The following is a 17,206-nucleotide window of genomic DNA, read 5'->3' as shown; positions in this document are numbered from 1 at the left end:
TACGGGAGAATACCCGGATGTCGCTATTCGCCTCCCCCTTCAAGCCAGAACCCCCACACGCCCACGCCCAAGCCCCACGCACCGGGATCTTGTACTGCAACCTGGGCACGCCAGATGCCGCCACGCCGGCGGCAGTGCGCCGCTATCTGGCCCAGTTCCTCAGTGACCACCGGGTCATCGAGATCCCCAAAATCCTCTGGAACGTGATCCTGCACGGCATCATCCTGCGCACACGGCCCAAGCAGTCGGCCGCCAAATACGCCAGCATCTGGACGCCGCAGGGCTCGCCCTTGCGCATTGGCACAGAGCAGCAGGCGGTGATGCTGCGCGGCTGGCTGGGCGAGCGCGGCCACCAGCTGCAGGTGGACTACGCGATGCGCTACGGCAGCCCGTCCATCGCCGAGCAGCTGGACAAGTTCAAGGCCCAGGGCGTGACCCGGGTGCTGATCGTGCCGGCCTACCCGCAGTATTCGGCCACCAGCACCGCCAGCGTGTTCGACGCGGTGTACGACTGGGCGCACCAGACCCGCAACATCCCCGAGCTGCGCTTCGTCAACCGCTACCACGACGACCCCGGCTACATCGCCGCGCTGGCGCAACGCGTGCGCACGCACTGGCAGCACAACGGCCAGCCGGACAAAAGCTACCAGTTGGTGATGAGCTTCCACGGTGTGCCCGAGCGCACGCTGCACCTGGGCGACCCCTACCATTGCGAATGCCACAAGACCGCACGCCTGTTGGCCGCCGCGCTGGGCCTGGCCAAGGAGCAGTACAAAGTCACCTTCCAGTCGCGCCTGGGGCGCGCCAAATGGCTGGAGCCCTACACCGAGCCCAGCCTGATCGCCATGGCCAAAGCCAAGGTGAAGCGCGTGGACGTCATCTGCCCCGGCTTTACCAGCGACTGCCTGGAGACGCTGGAAGAAATCGCCATGGAAGGCAAGGCCGCGTTCCTAAACGCCGGCGGCCAGGAGTTCCACTACATCCCCTGCCTGAACAGCGAGCCCGGCTGGATCACCGCGCTGAGCCACATCGTGCAAACCCATTTGCAAGGCTGGCCCACGCAGAATCCACCGGATGCGCAGAGCCTGACCGATACCGCGGCGCGCGCCAAGGCGCTGGGAGCCAAGCAATGATTTTTATAGCTACCACCGCAGACGGCACCTGTGCCAGAGGCCTTTTTCATGCATAAGTTTGATGTCGTCGTCATCGGCGCTGGCGCGGCCGGCTTGTTCTGTGCCGGCGTGGCCGGGCAACGCGGTTTGAAGGTCTTGGTCATCGACCACAGCGAGAAGGTGGCCGAGAAGATCCGCATCTCCGGTGGCGGCCGCGCCAACTTCACCAACAAGGACGTGACCCCGGCCAACTTCCTCGGCGAGAACCCGCACTTCTGCCGCAGCGCGCTCAGCCGCTACACGCCGAAAGACTTCACCGAGCTGATGACCCGCCACGGCATCAGCTTCCACGAGAAGCACAAAGGCCAGCTGTTCTGCGACCGATCCGCCGAAGACCTGGTCAACATGCTGCTGGCCGAATGCGCCGCCGGCAATGTCACGCGCTGGCAACCCTGCAGCGTCAAAAACATAAGCTATTCGGCCGCTGGCGCAGATAACACCAGCGCAGGCAGCTATGAAATCGATAGTAGCGAAGGCACGATACACACGCCGCAAATCGTCGTCGCCACTGGCGGCCTGTCCATCCCCAAGATCGGCGCCACCGACTTTGGCTACCGGCTCGCCCAGCAGTTCGGCCTGCGCATGGTCACGCCCCGCCCAGCCCTGGTGCCGCTGACCTTCGACAGCGAGGCCTGGGCGCCCTACGCCCACCTGTCTGGCCTGGCGCTGCCGGTGCTGATCGAAACCGGCGTGAAGAAGGCCAAAACCAGTTTCCATGAAGACCTGCTGTTCACACACCGGGGCTTGAGCGGCCCGGCTGTGCTGCAAATATCCAGCTACTGGGCCGAGGGTACGCCGATCCGCCTGAACCTGGCGCCTGAGAAAGACCTGCCCCCGGCCCTGCTGCGCGCCAAAGCAACGTCGCGCAAACTCATCGCCAACGAGCTGGCCCAGCTGGTCCCCTCACGCCTGGCCGACGCCTGGGCCGGCCAAGACCCCGCCTGGCAAAAACCCATCTGCGATGCCACAGACAAGGCACTAGCCCAGCTGGCCGAAAAGCTGGCCCGCTGGGAGCTGACGCCCAACGGATCGGAAGGCTACAAAAAAGCTGAAGTCACCGCTGGCGGCGTGGACACGCGGGATTTGTCGTCGCAAACCATGGAGTCCAAGCAACCCGGCCTGTACTTCATAGGCGAGGTAATGGACGTGACCGGCTGGCTGGGCGGCTACAACTTCCAGTGGGCCTGGGCCAGCGGGTTTGCGTGCGGGCAGGCATTGCGAGGCGCGGCATGAACAAGTTCGCCCTACATCTGCTGCTGGCCATTACGCTAACCACATCCGTCGCGGCCGCAGAGGAATCCGCCTACAACCTGGGTGTCGCCGCCTGGCGCGCCAAAGACTACACCGAGGCCCGCAAACAGTGGGAGCAGTCGCTCGCGGAGGCGGGGCCAGACGAGGCGCTAAACAACCTGGCCTTTCTGCTCTACGCCGGCCTGGGCGGCCCGGCCCAACCCGCCAAGGCGGTGGAGCTATGGCGCAAAGGCGCAGCGCTGTCCATCTCCGAGGCGCAACTGCACCTAGGCCAAGCCTATGAAGCTGGCAGAGGTGTAGCCACCAATGCCGCCCAGGCCTATGCCTGGTACCAATGCGCGATCGCCACCGCCGCCCGGAACAGCGCCGCAGATCCGGTCGAAGACGACATACTGAAAGACGCCAACAAGGCCATGGCCGACTTGGCGCCCCGGCTTTCCGCCACCGACCGCAGCGCGGGCGACGCCATGGCCAAGGAGTTGATCAGCAAATATGCGACACGGCTGAAAGTGGAACAACCTTAGAGCGTGTTCAAAGTCTGTGCAGGCGCATTCGCCTCGGGTTATTTCTGGCTGATTCTGTTCGGCCAAAGGTGGCGCCCGCGGACTGCACGCAAGGCCATCCGCGGGCTTCCAAGGCACACGCCAATTTCATCCATTTAAGGTAGATCTTGCTGCCATGCAGCAGCCACTGACCGCAGCCTCTCACACACGCGGTTTAACCTGCTGTGGCCATGGAATCGCCATAGCCGTCCCGCCACATTTTCGGAGGTACTTTGCCCAAGCTGCCCACGCTCCTGTTATCCCTGCTTTTTGCCAACAACGCTTTCGCCCAATCCAGCCCACTCATTCCTGCCGACCAGGCCATCGACGGCGCGTCGCAGCTGGAATGGTCGCAGCGCTGGTGGCAATGGGCGTTGTCGTTTGACCGGGTGCGCAGCCCCGTCGCAGATCGCACCGGCCAGATGTGTGCCAGCCGGCAATCGGGCAAAGTATGGTTTCTGGCGGGTACATATGGCACGGCACGCACCGAACGCACTTGCCACGTGCCAGCGGGCAAGGTGCTGTTCTTTCCGCTCATCAACTTCGTCACTTTCCGGGCTGAAGGTGGTGACGAACCCTGCGCCTCCTTGGTTGCACGGGCCGCCGCGCTGACCAACAAGCCTTCAGCACTGGTGCTGGACATAGACGGCCAGCGCTTTGACAAGCTGCAGACGCACAGGCTTTCGCACGATGGCTGTTTCAGCCTGGTGCAAGGCCAGCCGGCCGACGCCGCCAGCAATGGCTACTACGTGGCGCTAGGGCCGCTCACACCGGGCACGCACACTATCAACTTCGGCGGCGTCCTACCCACCATGGCCCAGGCCGTAACCTACCGCCTGGTTGTAGAGTAAGCACGCCAGTCTTGGCCAAATACACAAGCGCTATCCGCAGCACACCAGCATGACCACACCAGCCCCGCACACCATCACCGACCTCGCAGCCCTGGAGTCGCTTTTCGGCGAAACGGCTGAAGTGTCGATACGCAAGGAAGTGCCCTATCTGCACCCGATCTACCGCCAGTGGATAGAGGCATCACCTTTTGCGGTGCTGGCCACCCGTGGGCCAGACGGGCTGGACGCCTCACCCCGGGGCGACCCGGCGCCGCTGGTGACGGTACTGGACGAACACACACTCTTGCTGCCCGAACGGCGAGGTAATAACCGTATCGACAGCCTGCGCAACATCCTGTCCGACCCGCATATTGCGTTGCTGTTCTTCGTACCCGGCACCGGCGAGACACTGCGGGTGAATGGGCGCGCCCGGATTTCCGTGGCACCCGAGCTGCTGACACGCCTGTCCATAGGCGGCATAGCACCCAAGTGCGTGATCGAAATCCAGGTGCAAACGGTGTACTTCCAGTGCGCGCGGGCGTTGTTGCGGTCCAAGCTGTGGGAGCCGCGCAACCCTGAGTTGGGGGCATCCGTGCCCAGTGCGGGCGCGATGCTGGCGGCGGTGACCCAGAACGCGATCGACGGTGCAGCATACGACGCTGAACGCCCTGTCCGCCAGCGCGCCACCCTGTATTGATGCCCCACCGTCACCCATGTAGCCAAAGGACTCGGGTTGTAACCCCGTATGTCGCTGCGTAAGCAAACGACAGGGTCAATCACACCCATAGTTATAAATAATCATCTGCCCATAGCACGCCAGTATTCTTTTCCTCAGCACACCTTATTCAACCAGCAGGTGTGCGGGTTTGGGAGGGGAAATGCAGCGCAAAACCAGCGCCTTACAACGTATGGATTTGCCGCGCTCCGCGGCAAACGGGCCGGCCTACAGCAGCCTGCAGGCCATATTGCAGCGCGCCGACATCAGACTCAACGGCCACCGGCCCTGGGACATGCGCGTGCATGACCCCGGCGTTCCCGCCCGGGTGCTGGCCTATGGCAACCTGGGTCTGGGCGAGAGCTATATGGACGGCCAGTGGGACTGCGATGCCATTGACCAGCTGTTCGACCGCCTGCTGCGCACCCAGCTGGACCAGGAGGTGCGCAGCCTGTCAATCTGGCTACGCCAGCTGCAGGCGCGCTGGCTGAACCTGCAAACCGAGCAACGCGCCTGGCGGGTGGGCCGCCAGCACTACGACCTGGGCAACGACTTCTACACGGCCATGCTGGGCCAGAGCATGGCCTACACCTGCGCCTTCTGGCAAAACAGCCAGACCCTGGACGCGGCCCAGGAGCACAAGCTGGACCTGGTATGCCGCAAGCTGGGCCTACAGCCCGGCATGCGCGTGCTGGACATAGGCTGCGGCTGGGGCAGCTTCATGCGCTACGCGGCCCAGCGTTACGGCGTGCAATGCGTGGGCGTCACCATCTCCGAAGAGCAGGCGGCGCATGGCCGGCAACTGTGCGCGGGCCTACCGGTGGAATTCCGCCTGGCCGACTACCGCAGCCTGGACGAACGCTTTGACCGCATTGTCAGCATCGGCATGTTCGAGCATGTGGGCCGCAAAAACTACCAGACTTACATGGACGTGGCGCTGCGCTGCCTGGCCAGCGACGGCCTGTTTCTGCTGCACACCATTGGCCGCAACGACCGGGGCTACGGCACCGACCCCTGGATACACCGCTACATCTTCCCCAATGGCGAGCTGCCCAGCATGGCCGACATCGCCCAAGCCTGCGAGCACCGCTTCGTGGTGGAAGACCTGCACAACTTTGGCGCCGACTACGACCGCACGCTGATGGCCTGGCACGCGAATGTGCAAGCGGCTTGGCCCCGCTTTGCCGAGCAGTTGGGGCCACGCTTTTTGCGCATGTGGCGCTACTACCTGCTGTCCTGCGCGGGCGCTTTCCGGGCGCGTGACATCCAGCTTTGGCAATGGGTGCTGTCGCGTCCCGGGCGGCCGGGTGTTTACCCCCGGCTGGTTGGCTGATATCTTTCAAGCCTTTTTGGCCGCTAGCGCAGCTATTCATTTGATAGCATTTTGCGCATGAAGGCGTTGTGCAGTTCTACGCCACGGCGCACAGGCTTGCGCCGCTCCAGCACCACAAAGCCGTGGTGCGCAAAAAACGGCTCCGCCGTGGCGCTGACATTGGCCGTCAGTTCTGCCAAGCCCAGGGTGCTGGCCTCCTGGTGGATGCGCTGCATCAACAGACGCCCCACTCCCTGGCGCGGGCATGTGCCTGACACAAAGAAGTGGTCGATAAAGCCGCTGGGCTGCACATCGGCATAGCCCAGAATGCAGCCCTGCCGCTCTACCACGAAGGGGTTGTTGGACCGCATGCGCTCGGCCCACAGCGCCACGTCGCACTCCACGGGCGCCCAGGCAAAAACCTGCTCGGACGTGTAGTCACGCGCAGCAATGGTGTGCACGGCTGAGAAGTAGACCTGGTACAGCGCGGGCGCATCGCCCTCCTGGAAGCGGCGCAGTTGCATGGGTGACAGCATAGTCATTCACCAGCGCCCGTATTGGGCCACGATGCCGCGGAACAAAGCGTCGCGCTCGACCCCCAGGTGCTTGCCGCTGGCATCGCCCGCAGCGTCCTGGCCCACGGCGGTGTGCACTACCACCAGCTTCAAATCCGGGTCCACCAGGATGGCCTGGCCATAGACACCCAGCAAGGCAAAGCGGCGGTGGCTACCCGGGAGCAGCCAGGTCTGGAAGCCATAGCCGAAGTAGGTGCTGCCTTTGTTGGCCATCTGACCTGGGCGAAAGTCTGCCGGCTGGCGTGCGGCGTCAGTCATGTCCAGCAGGTATTCACGCGGCAGCACGGCCTGGCCTTGCACCTGGCCGTCGTTGGCCATCATCCAGCCCAGGCGTGCGTAGTCGCGCACGGTGGCATTCAGGCCGCCTTGGGCCAGTTCAAGCTTGTCCACCGGATTCAGCAACCAGGTAGCGGCCGCCTGCGCACCCAAGGGTTGCCAGATCTTTTGCGCCACGTAATCACACAGACTGCGGCCGGTGGCTGCCGCTAGCACCAGGCCCAACACCTCGGTTTGGGCACCGGAGTAGTTGAAGTGCGTACCCTCGGGGTCGGCACGCTCGGTGATGGACTGGGTGGCCTGCAGGGTGCCGCTGCGCCGCACAATGGCGTTGAAGCGGGCGCGGTCGTCCTGCGGGGTGTAGTCTTCCACGTAGCGCGCTCCCGATGCCATGCGCAGCAGATGGACCAGGCGGGTTTCACCATACAGGCTGCCGGCCAGAGCTGGCACGTAGGTGGCGGCAGTGTCATTCAGGGAATGGATGGCGCCCTCCTCCAGCGCCTTGCCCACGGCCAGCGCCACCACGGTCTTGGCCATGGAATTGGACAGCATGCGCATCTCCGGCGTGCGGGCATAGTTGTAGCGCTCGGCCACGATCTCGCCGTCCTTCAGCACCAGCACGGCCGTGGCACGCTGGTGCTCCATGTAGTCGTCCAGCGTCCACTGACGGTTGGCAAAGCGGTAGTTGAAGCGTGTTTCGTTGGTGGCCTGGGGCAGAACCAGCGGCTGGGCCGCGGGCGCCATGCTGCAGGACGGCCGAAAGCTGTCCATGGCACTGAAAGATCCCACCAGATACGCCGGCTGGTAGGCCTGCCGCAGGTCGCTGCCCACCGGGTAGCCCTGGGATTTGCCCAGCAGCTCCTCCTCGGGCGCGGCCACGGCCGACAACGCACACAGCAAGGCGGGCACAAACAACCGCCAGCCAGGGGCTCGAAAACAAACAAGGTCAAACAACATAGACATGGCGCAGATGCAATGAGGAGCACGAATATAGCTTGCGCCCTGGTTGCCCCGCCGACCACATAGGCAGCGCATAAGCTTGCGCGTTTTTGTTCGTTGTCCCGGCCCTGCGCCCTGCCTACCATGCCCCGCAAGGGCTGTGAACCAGGCCCAGAACAAGAAACATGCGCCGCCCATTCCGTCTTGCCACTGCACTGAAATCCGCCGAATGGCCCACCTGGGCCTTGCTGCTCGCCATCTACGGTGGCTGGGGCCTGGTCATCCGCCATTGGGCGCAGCTAGGTGCCGGCCTGGGCAGCGCCCTGCTGGTGGTGTGGATCTGCTGGTACCTGAGCCTGCAGCACGAGCTGGTGCATGGCCACCCCACGCGCTCTGCCCGCTTCAACCGCCTGCTGGGCCTGGCGCCACTAGCCGTGTGGTACCCGTTTGACCTGTACCGTGACAGCCACCTGGCACACCATCGCGACGAACACCTCACCAGCCCGGGCATAGACCCCGAGAGCAACTACCTTACGGCGGACCACTTCGCCCGTCTGCCACGCCTGCTGCAAGCCGGCTGGCGCTGCCAACGCACGGTACTCGGGCGGCTGCTGGTGGGGCCGGCGCTGGTGCTACCACCAACCTGGGCCGGCATGCTGCGGCGGCCCCTGCGTGGCGATCACACACACAACCGGGCCTGGGCCACGCACCTGGTACTGCTGGCCGCGATGCTGTGGGCGCTGTGGCATTTCGCGGGCATACACCCGCTGCTGTATCTGCTGCTAGCCTATGCAGCGCTGGGCCTGGCCATGCTGCGCTCGCTGTACGAGCACCGACCGGCGACCCGCCCGGCACACCGGATCGCGGTGAACGAGGCCTCGGCATTTTGGCGTTTGCTGTATCTGAACAACAATTACCACATGGTGCACCACGAATCCCCCGGCCTGCCTTGGTACCGGCTACGCCAGACCTACCTGGCCGACCGGCAGGGTTATCTACAGCGCAACGGCGGGTTTTTACTTCCAGGCTATGGTTACCTGCTACGGCGTTTTGCGCTACAACCCGTTGACGCGCCGGTGCTGCCTGCCGAACTGCAGCCGGTATACCCAGCCCGCCAGGGCTGATGCATGCGTCTTTCCCTTCGTTTTACTCCAGGAGTTCCCATGGTCCCCTTCTTCTCTCGCCGCCAGCTCGTTGCCTCCCTGGCCCTGGTGGGCCTCAGTGGTGCGCTACATGCCCAGACCGCCGTACGCGTGGCCTCCAAGATCGACACCGAAGGCTCGTTGCTGGGCAATGTGATCGTGCAGGTGCTGGAGGCCAACGGCATCAAGACCGAAAACAAGGTGCAGCTAGGTGTGACAAAGATCGTGCGCGGCGCCCTGGTGGCGGGCGAGATCGACATCTACCCTGAATACACCGGCAACGGCGCCTTCTTCTTCTCGGACGAAAAAAATCCGGCCTGGAAAGATGCCAAGGCCGGTTATGAAAAGGTTGCCGCGCTGGACCTGGAAAAGAACAAGCTGGTCTGGCTGCAGCCCGCACCAGCCAACAATACCTGGGCCATCGCCATCCGCAAGGACGTGGCCAGCAAGAACAACCTGAAGTCGCTGGACGACCTGGGCAAATGGCTGGGCACCGGCGGCAAGTTCAAGCTGGCGGCCTCGGCCGAGTTTGTGGAGCGCCCCGACGCCCTGCCCGCCTTCCAGACCACCTACGGCTTCAAGCTGACGCAAGACCAGCTGCTGACGCTGGCCGGCGGCGACACCACGGTGACCATCAAGGCCGCAGCCGAGCAAACCTCGGGCGTCAACGCCGCCATGGCCTACGGCACGGATGGCCCCGTGGCCGCCCTGGGCCTGCTGGTGCTGGCCGATACCAAGGGCGCGCAGCCCATCTACGCGCCCGCCCCGGTGGTGCGCGCCGAAGTGCTGGCGCGCTACCCCAAGATCAAGGACATGCTGGCCCCGGTCTTCAAAAGCCTGGACGGCCCCACCCTGCAAAGCCTGAATTCCAAGATTGCCCTGGAGGGCCAGGACGCCAAAGCCGTGGCCGCCGCCTACCTGAAGTCCAAGGGCTTCACCAAGTAAGCGCATGGGGCTGCACAACCGGGTGCTGTGCCTGTTGCTGGTGTTAGGCCTGGCCGCTGGCGGCAGCCTGGGCTTCGTCACCCAGGCACCGAACCGGCTGGTCACGGGCGTGGGCGTTCCACTGACTGACCTGCTACAGGGCCCGCACTGGTGGGTGCTGCTGCCAGTGCTGGTTTTGGCGCTATGCGCCGTGCTGCCCGCCGTGCGCCGTACGCATTGGCTGGTATTTGGTGCCGCGGCTTGCAGCCTGTTTGCCTGGGTCTGGCTGGCCGGTGATGCCGCCACCCAGGCTACGGCCACCGGCTCCACTTTGGCTCGTACCTCGTTTGGTGGAGGCTTCTGGGCGCTGGTGGTGCTGTCGGCCCTGGCTGCCGCAGACGCCTTGCAGCGCCTCGCCTTGCAAGCCGGGCTGAAGAGCCTGCTGGGCCTGACCGTGGTGCTGCCGCTGTGGCTGCTGCTGGCGCAAGGCCAACTGGATGCACTTTCGCTGTTGAAAGAGTACGCCAACCGGCAGGATGTATTCCAGTCGGCCTGGCGCCGCCATTTGGAGATCGTGCTGTTCACCCTGTTGCCCACGCTGTGCATAGCTGTGCCCTTGGGTGTGGCGGCTTTCCGCCGGCCCCGGCTGGCCGGGCCGCTGTTCGCGGTGCTGAACCTGGTGCAGACCATTCCCTCCATCGCCTTGTTCGGCCTGCTCTTGCTGCCCCTGGCCGCCCTGGGCGCCTGGCTGCCGCAGCTGGGCATACGCGGCATTGGCCTGGCGCCAGCGGTGCTGGCCCTGACGCTGTATTCACTGCTACCCATCGTGCACAGCACCGTGACCGGCCTGCGCCTGGTACCGCCCGAAGTGGTGGAGGCGGCCACCGGCATGGGCCTGACCCCGCGCCAAATCTTCTGGAAGGTGCAAGTGCCGCTGGCCCTACCCCTGCTGGTGGCCGGCGTGCGTACCACCACCGTGCAGGCCATCGGTCTGGCCGTGGTGGCGGCGCTGATCGGCGCGGGCGGCTTTGGCGCCATCATGTTCCAAGGGCTGCTCAGCAGTGCGGTGGACCTGGTGTTGCTGGGCGTGTTCCCGGTGGTGGCGCTGGCGGTAGTAGCGGACGCGGCGTTCCAGTCTTTATCGATGTTCCTGAGGTCCGCGCGATGATCGAGTTCCAGCATGTCAGCAAGTTGTTTGGCGATACGGCCGCCGTGAAAGACCTGTCGCTGCACATTCCCCAAGGTGAATTTACGGTGCTGATCGGCGGCTCGGGCTCGGGCAAATCGACCACGCTGAAGATGATCAACCGCCTGGTGGAGCACGATGCCGGGCGCATCCTGTTCCAGGGTGAAGAGATCCGCTCTTTCAAGCCTGAAGACATACGCCGGCGCATGGGTTACGCCATCCAGTCGATTGGCCTGTTCCCGCACTGGACGGTAGAGAAAAATATCGCCACCGTGCCCGCCCTGCTGGGCTGGACGCGCCAGCGCATACGTGACCGCGTGACCGAGTTACTGGAGCTACTGGACCTGGAGCCGAACATCTACCGCGACCGCTACCCGCACCAGCTGTCGGGCGGCCAGCAGCAGCGCGTGGGCGTGGCCCGGGCACTGGCGGTCAACCCCGAAGTGCTGCTGATGGACGAGCCCTTTGGCGCGCTGGACCCGGTGACACGCGCCACCCTGCAAAAGGAGATGCTGCGCATCCACCAAAGTTCGGGCAAAACCATTGTGCTGGTCACCCACGACATTGACGAGGCCCTGGGCCTGGCCAGCCGCATCGTGCTGCTGGACAAGGGCGAGGTAGTACAGGCCGGCTCGCCAGCCGAGATCCTCGCGCACCCGGTGAACGACTTTGTGACCGACTTCGTGGGACGCAGTGACATTGGCATCAAGCTGCTGGGCCTGTCCACCGTGGCCACCTACACCCGGCCCGGGGAGACCGCCACGGGCACCCCGGTCGCCGCCAACACCAGCTTGCGTGAAGCCCTGTCCACCTTTGTGGCGCGGGCCTGCGATCGCCTGCCGGTCGTGGACGCGCAGGGCCAGGCCCTGGGCGTGGTCCATTTCGCCGACCTGTGGCAGCGGCCGGCATGAAAGGCTGGCTGCGCAACCCGCTGCCCTGGGCCTTGCTGCTATTGGCGGCGCTGGTCTGGGGCATGCCCTATCTGCAGCCTGTGTTCACGGCCCTGTTCCCCGAGCTGGACCGGCCCATGTACACCCAGGACAGCTTCGCGGCACTGGTGGCCGCCCACCTGAACCTGGTGTTCTGGTCCAGCAGCGCGTCCATCCTCGTCGGTGTGGCTGCGGGCATCGCGGTGACGCGGGCTGGTGGCCGCGAATTTCGCCCGCTGGCCGAGACCCTGGTGGCCATGGGACAGACTTTTCCGCCGGTGGCAGTGCTAGCAGTGGCCGCGCCGCTGATAGGCTTTGGTGCCGCGCCGGCCTTGATCGCGCTGGCCCTGTACGGCCTGCTGCCCATACTGCGGGCCACCATCAGCGGCCTGGAGTCGGTACCCGTCGGCGTGCGCGAGGTGGCGCAAGGCCTCGGCATGGGCCGGCTGCGCCTGCTGTGCCAGATCGAGATTCCGCTGGCACTGCCAGTCATCGTGGCCGGCATACGCACTTCGGTCACCATCAACCTGGGCACTGCGGCCATCGCATCCACCGTCGGCGCCAAAACCTTGGGCTCGCCCATCATCGTGGGCCTGAGCGGCTTCAACACCGCCTATGTGCTGCAGGGCGCGATCCTGGTCGGCGCGCTGGCCATCGTGATCGACATGGCTTTTAGCCAGTTGGCCCGCTGGCTGGACCGCTGGCGCGTACAGCCCCCAGCCCATTGAGCCACATGGAATCCGCTTTCCCCATGTATGCCGCAGGCGCGCCGGCCCACCAGGCGCTGTGGCAATTTGTGGCACAGCAGCTGCTAGACCAGGGCTTTGGCAGCATCCCTCTAACTTTGGCGCAGCCCGCAGACCTGCTCGCCCACTGGCAACAGCCCGGGCTGCTGCTGAGCCAGACCTGCGGCTATCCGCTCACCCACGCGCTGGCAGGTCGTGTCCAGTTGGTGGGCGCCTTCCGTTACCAGGCGCCGGGCTGCGAAGGCATCCACTACCGCAGCATGCTGGTGTGTCGTACGGCGGATGCAGCCCTGCCGTTGGACGCCTTTCGGGGCCGTGCCGTGGCTTTCAATTCAGCCGACTCCCAATCCGGCTACAACAGCCTACGCGCGCTGGTAGCGCCTTGGGCGGTGGAAGGCGCCTTCTTCGGGCAGGCACTGCAGACCGGCGCGCACCGGGCATCGCTGAAGGCTGTACGCTCGGGCGCGGCTGATATCGCTGCCATCGACTGTGTCAGCCTGGCCCTGTTCCAGCGGGAAAATCGCCAGGCGCTGGAAGGGCTACGCATCTGCGGCTATACCGCCCTGTCGCCCGGCCTACCGCTGATCACCTCGTTACAGACTGCGCCAGAACTGTTAATTGCCTTGCAGTCCGCCCTGCGTGCCGCCATGAAGGTAGATAGCCTGGCAGATGCCCGCGCCGCACTGTGCATCGCGGGGTTTGAAACCGTCAAACTAGCCGCCTACGACGCCATCCTGGCAATGGAACAAGCCGCGTTTCGGCAGGGTTACTACAAGCTTTGACACGAAACGCCAAAGTAAGCCAGCCAGCGGGCGGCTTACAGGCTATAATCCAAGGCTTTGCTGGCAAACCCTCGCTGCCTGATCAATGTAATAGCGAGGGAACACCGCGGTCCCTTCGTCAAACGGCCTGATCTTCCTTTGACAAGACCCGCACACTATCGGAATCTTTTTTTGTCATGACAACTATCCGTGTAAAAGAAAACGAACCCTTTGACGTGGCCCTGCGCCGCTTCAAGCGCACCATCGAAAAGCTCGGTCTGCTGACCGACCTGCGTGCGCGTGAGTTCTATGAAAAGCCCACCACCGAGCGCAAGCGCAAGAAGTCGGCCGCTGTGAAGCGCCACTACAAGCGTGTACGTTCGATGCAGCTGCCTAAAAAGCTGTATTAAGCTTTCAAACTGTTCGCAGTTTGACAAGCCCGCCCCGGGACGCCAGGGCGGGCTTTTTGACTTTTAGACCCAAACTTTCAGGAGCAACCATGTCACTCAAAGAACAAATCACCGAAGACATGAAAACCGCCATGCGCGCCAAGGACAGCGCCCGTCTGGGTACCGTCCGCCTGCTGCTGTCGGCCATGAAACAAAAAGAAGTGGACGAACGCGTGGTGCTGGACGACGCCGCCATCATCGCCATCGTCGACAAGCTCATCAAGCAACGCAAGGACTCGGTGGAAGCCTTCGTCAAGGCCGACCGCAATGACCTGGCCGATGTGGAAAAAGCCGAAATGGCCGTGCTGTCCGCCTACCTGCCCCAGCGTCTGGACGCCGAGCAAGTCGCCGCCGAAGTCGGCACGCTGGCTGCCGCCCTGGTCGCCGAACTGGGCCGCCCCCTGACCGGCGGCGACATGGGCAAGCTGATGGGCGCCGCCAAGGCGCAGCTGGCTGGCAAGGCTGAAATGGGCCAGGTATCGGCTGCCGTAAAAGCCGCGCTGGCGGGATAAACCCTGCCCGCCATGGGGTCCAGGACAACCAATGTCCTGGCTACCGCGTTATAAAAGGCGTGAACACTCTGCTGCACGCCATGTCCTACACCCTTCTTTCCCGAACAACCCACCTGCTAGTCGGGTTGTTACTCGCGTTGGCGGGCTTGCAGGCTTCCGCGCAGACCGACGCGCCCAGCCGCGTGGGCCGCATCAGTCAGATGGAGGGCGTTACCAGCTACGCGCCCAGTGGCAGCAATGACTGGAGCCCCGCCGAATACAACCGACCACTGACCACCGGCGACCGGCTACAAACCGCCCCCGGCTCCCGTAACGAGCTGCACATAGGCTCTACCGCCCTGCGCAGCAGCGGCCCGGCCGCATTGGAAATCGCCCAACTAGACGACGACACCGCCCGCCTGACGCTGGAACGGGGCAGCCTGTCGCTGCGCGTGCGCCAGCTCTATCCCGGCGAACAGCTGGAAATCGACACCCCCAACCTGGCCTTCACCATCAGCCAGCCCGGCGAATACCGGCTGGACGTGGACACCCGCTTCCGCACCACCGCCGTCACCGTGCGCAGCGGCAGCGGCGTGGCCTATGGAGAAAACGGCCAGGCGCGCGGCATCACCGCCGGGCAGCAGATCCGCTTTGCCGACCGCCAACTGGGCCAGGAGGTGTTCTTCGACAACCCGCCCCGCGATGCCTTTGACATGTGGGCCAGCGCCCGCGACCGGGCCGAAGACCAGTCGCTCAGCGCCCGCTACGTGTCGCGCGACACTGTGGGCTACCAGCAGCTCGACGCCTATGGCGAATGGCGCACCGACACCGAATTCGGCACGGTATGGATTCCCCGCGTCAACAACAGCCAGTGGGCGCCCTTCCGCAACGGCCAGTGGCGCTGGATTGAACCCTGGGGCTGGACCTGGGTGGACGACGCGCCTTGGGGCTTTGCGCCCTTCCACTACGGCCGCTGGGCGCAAATCGGTGCGCAATGGTGCTGGGTGCCCGGGCCAGTGGTGGCGCGCCCGGCGTATGTGCCAGCGGTGGTGGGTTTCCGCGACCCATTTGCCGACCGTGACCGTCACCATCCACCCAATAACAACTGGTATCCGCTGGCCCCCGGCCAGACCTGGCGCCCAGCCAACCCCCACCGCCCGCCTGAGTCGCGGCCCGGCCTGCCTCCCGGCGTGGGCGCAAACCCCGCATGGCGAGACAGTCCTCCCAGCCAGCAGGCCATACCCATGCCCCGGCCTCAAGTGCACATGGTGGAACCCATGATGCAAGCCCCCAACAACCTGCAGGACTTGCAACAGCGAGCCCAATTGCAGCGCCAGCAGCAGCTAGACCGCGAACGCCAGCAGCAAGAGCAAAACCGCATCCAGCTCCAGGGCCAGCAACGCGAACAAATGCAGCGCGATGCCGCGCAGCAGCAAATGCGCGAACAGCAAAACCGCATCCAGCAGCAGCAGGCAGAGCAAGCCCAACGGGAACAGGCGCAACGCGAACGGAACCAACGCGCCCAGCAGCAGCAGCAACAACAACAACAACCGCAGCCAGCACAGCAGATCCAGCCCATGCCCCGCCCGCAGGTCCAGGAGGCCAAGCCCAATACCTGGACACCAGACCGCAAACGCATCTTGATCCCAGGCGAAGCGCTGAGCCGTTAAAGCCTGTTTTGCTTCAATATTTATAGCACCCTGCGCAGGTAAATAGTGCGCCAGTGGCATAAAACGCTTGCCCCGGCAAGGCCTTCAGCTGCTGCTGCGCACCACCAGTTCAAAGCCCAGATCGATCGTGCTGTGCGGCACCGGTTCGCCACGCATCAGCGCCAGCAACATCGTGGCGGCCTGTGTACCGATCTCGGCGCGCGGTGTGCGGATGGTGGTCAGTGGCGGCAGCATCTGGTCGCTGCCGGCCAGGTCGTTGAAGCCCACCACGGCAATCCGCCCTGGCACGGCTACCTGCAAACGCAAGGCCGCCAGCAGCCCACCCTGCGCCAGGTCGTCGTTGCAAAAAAAGACGGCATCCACATCCGGCCGGCGTGCCAGCAGGCTCTCCAACAATTGCCCGCCCAGGGCCATGGATGTGGGCGACGGGTCCAAGACTTCCAAGCCAGGGTCGTAACACCCCGCGTCCCGCAAAGCGGCGCGGTAGCCCTCGGCCCGCTGCATGACCCGCGGGTCCAGCTGCCCGGCGACGTAGGCGATGCGCCGGCGGCCGCGCTGCAACAGGTGTTCGGTGATGGTGCGGGCCGCGTCCCGCTGCGATAGCCCCACGCCGTAGACGCCCGGCGTCACCGCCGTTTCCATTAAATGCACGCAGGGCACGCCGCTGCGGGCAATCATCTGGCGGGCGGCTTCGCTGCGGTCGAAACCGGTGACCAGCAAGCCGGCCGGGCGGTGTGCCAGATAGCTTCGTAGCAAAGCCTCTTCTTCCGCGGCCTGGTAGTGGGTCACGCCCATCAGCGTCTGGTAGCCGGCAGGCGCCAAGGTGCGCTGCACTGCCTCCAGCAGTTCGACGAACAGCGCGTTCGACAACAGCGGAATCAACACCGCCACATGCGAGCTGCGGGCCGAAGCCAGGGCGCGGGCCGCAGGGTCGGGCACATAACCCAGCTGCTGGGCTGCCACCTGGACCTTCTCGACCAGCACCGGGTCCACCGCCCGGGCGCCGCGCAAGGCGCGTGACGCCGTGATGGCACTGACACCTGCGGCCAGGGCCACATCGTTGAGTGTGGCGCGCCCGGTTGCCCGCCGGCGCAAAGGGGGTGAGGAAGGGGATGAGGAGGGGCTATCCATGCGGTGTGGAGGCGATTCTACCGAGGCAACGGTATTGCCAATCAACAAGCTCCGCTTACGCCATTGGCCACTTGTTCAGGTGAAAACCCTGATGGAAATACATACCGGCCGGACTTAGGATAGCGCTGTCCAAAAATTGAAAACGATTTTTTGGCGTCGTACAGG

At 64.5% G+C, this 17,206-nt stretch carries 18 protein-coding genes; 15 read left to right on the top strand and 3 right to left on the bottom strand.

The genetic code is table 11. From position 1 onward, the window contains the following. Positions 1 to 17 precede the first annotated feature (17 nt). The 6 genes from hemH (at position 18) to cfa (ending at position 5,843) form a co-directional block, all read left to right on the top strand. Entirely contained in the window at positions 18 to 1,133 is a 1,116-nt protein-coding gene (gene hemH / locus AC07R0_RS06420) for a ferrochelatase (RefSeq protein ID WP_495104235.1), read from the top strand. Between the two features lie 48 nt (positions 1,134 to 1,181). After that, positions 1,182 to 2,405, top strand: a complete 1,224-nt coding sequence (locus tag AC07R0_RS06415; RefSeq protein WP_495104234.1) for a BaiN/RdsA family NAD(P)/FAD-dependent oxidoreductase — start codon at positions 1,182 to 1,184, stop codon at positions 2,403 to 2,405. Continuing rightward, positions 2,402 to 2,947, top strand: a complete 546-nt coding sequence (locus AC07R0_RS06410; protein WP_495104233.1) for a tetratricopeptide repeat protein — start codon at positions 2,402 to 2,404, stop codon at positions 2,945 to 2,947. Before AC07R0_RS06415 ends, AC07R0_RS06410 begins: the two co-directional genes overlap by 4 nt. A 251-nt stretch (positions 2,948 to 3,198) precedes the next feature. Continuing rightward, complete coding sequence (locus tag AC07R0_RS06405; protein ID WP_495104232.1) at positions 3,199 to 3,816, top strand: hypothetical protein; 618 nt, start codon at positions 3,199 to 3,201, stop codon at positions 3,814 to 3,816. Between the two features lie 49 nt (positions 3,817 to 3,865). Continuing rightward, on the top strand, positions 3,866 to 4,492 hold the full coding sequence (locus tag AC07R0_RS06400; protein WP_495104231.1) for a pyridoxamine 5'-phosphate oxidase family protein: 627 nt from the start codon (positions 3,866 to 3,868) through the stop codon (positions 4,490 to 4,492). Between the two features lie 211 nt (positions 4,493 to 4,703). Continuing rightward, positions 4,704 to 5,843: a cyclopropane fatty acyl phospholipid synthase gene (cfa, locus tag AC07R0_RS06395; protein ID WP_495099983.1), complete on the top strand. Its 1,140-nt coding sequence runs from the start codon at positions 4,704 to 4,706 to the stop codon at positions 5,841 to 5,843. 32 nt (positions 5,844 to 5,875) lie between these two features. On the opposite strand, the gene AC07R0_RS06390 is transcribed toward cfa, so the two are convergent. Next, positions 5,876 to 6,346, bottom strand: a complete 471-nt coding sequence (locus AC07R0_RS06390) for a GNAT family N-acetyltransferase (RefSeq protein WP_495104230.1) — start codon at positions 6,344 to 6,346, stop codon at positions 5,876 to 5,878. Positions 6,347 to 6,364: 18 nt separating this feature from the next. Continuing rightward, positions 6,365 to 7,582, bottom strand: coding sequence for a serine hydrolase domain-containing protein (locus AC07R0_RS06385; RefSeq protein WP_495104229.1), 1,218 nt, complete (start codon positions 7,580 to 7,582; stop codon positions 6,365 to 6,367). Between the two features lie 215 nt (positions 7,583 to 7,797). On the opposite strand from AC07R0_RS06385, the gene AC07R0_RS06380 reads away from it, so the two are divergent. From AC07R0_RS06380 to AC07R0_RS06340, 9 genes are all read left to right on the top strand, one after another. Continuing rightward, positions 7,798 to 8,736: a fatty acid desaturase gene (locus tag AC07R0_RS06380; RefSeq protein WP_495104228.1), complete on the top strand. Its 939-nt coding sequence runs from the start codon at positions 7,798 to 7,800 to the stop codon at positions 8,734 to 8,736. Positions 8,737 to 8,775: 39 nt separating this feature from the next. Further along, positions 8,776 to 9,699, top strand: coding sequence for a glycine betaine ABC transporter substrate-binding protein OsmF (osmF, locus tag AC07R0_RS06375; protein WP_495104227.1), 924 nt, complete (start codon positions 8,776 to 8,778; stop codon positions 9,697 to 9,699). 4 nt (positions 9,700 to 9,703) lie between these two features. Then, entirely contained in the window at positions 9,704 to 10,846 is a 1,143-nt protein-coding gene (locus AC07R0_RS06370; protein WP_495104226.1) for an ABC transporter permease, read from the top strand. Next, entirely contained in the window at positions 10,843 to 11,775 is a 933-nt protein-coding gene (locus AC07R0_RS06365) for an ABC transporter ATP-binding protein (protein WP_495104225.1), read from the top strand. Before AC07R0_RS06370 ends, AC07R0_RS06365 begins: the two co-directional genes overlap by 4 nt. Then, positions 11,772 to 12,521 (top strand): ABC transporter permease, encoded by a 750-nt coding sequence (locus tag AC07R0_RS06360; RefSeq protein ID WP_495104224.1) that lies wholly within the window; start codon positions 11,772 to 11,774, stop codon positions 12,519 to 12,521. The genes AC07R0_RS06365 and AC07R0_RS06360 overlap by 4 nt, the downstream gene beginning before the upstream one ends. A gap of 5 nt (positions 12,522 to 12,526) precedes the next feature. Continuing rightward, the gene (locus AC07R0_RS06355) at positions 12,527 to 13,321 is read left to right on the top strand and encodes a phosphate/phosphite/phosphonate ABC transporter substrate-binding protein (RefSeq protein WP_495104223.1); all 795 of its coding nucleotides are present in this window, start codon (positions 12,527 to 12,529) and stop codon (positions 13,319 to 13,321) included. 176 nt (positions 13,322 to 13,497) lie between these two features. Further along, on the top strand, positions 13,498 to 13,710 hold the full coding sequence (gene rpsU / locus AC07R0_RS06350; RefSeq protein ID WP_092756237.1) for a 30S ribosomal protein S21: 213 nt from the start codon (positions 13,498 to 13,500) through the stop codon (positions 13,708 to 13,710). A gap of 89 nt (positions 13,711 to 13,799) precedes the next feature. Further along, a complete protein-coding gene (locus tag AC07R0_RS06345; RefSeq protein ID WP_495104222.1) occupies positions 13,800 to 14,261 on the top strand; it encodes a GatB/YqeY domain-containing protein in 462 nt (153 codons plus the stop codon). 80 nt (positions 14,262 to 14,341) lie between these two features. Then, positions 14,342 to 15,910 carry a DUF6600 domain-containing protein gene (locus tag AC07R0_RS06340; RefSeq protein ID WP_495104221.1) on the top strand — a complete coding sequence of 523 codons (1,569 nt, stop codon included), beginning with the start codon at positions 14,342 to 14,344 and terminating at the stop codon, positions 15,908 to 15,910. Positions 15,911 to 15,994: 84 nt separating this feature from the next. On the opposite strand, the gene gntR is transcribed toward AC07R0_RS06340, so the two are convergent. Then, positions 15,995 to 17,041 (bottom strand): HTH-type transcriptional regulator GntR, encoded by a 1,047-nt coding sequence (gene gntR / locus AC07R0_RS06335; RefSeq protein ID WP_495104220.1) that lies wholly within the window; start codon positions 17,039 to 17,041, stop codon positions 15,995 to 15,997. Positions 17,042 to 17,206: the final 165 nt, after the last annotated feature.

The organism is Rhodoferax sp. GW821-FHT07F03, assembly GCF_059418745.1.
Note: the sequence above shows the minus strand (reverse complement) of the source record. Positions and strands in the feature narration are given on the sequence as shown.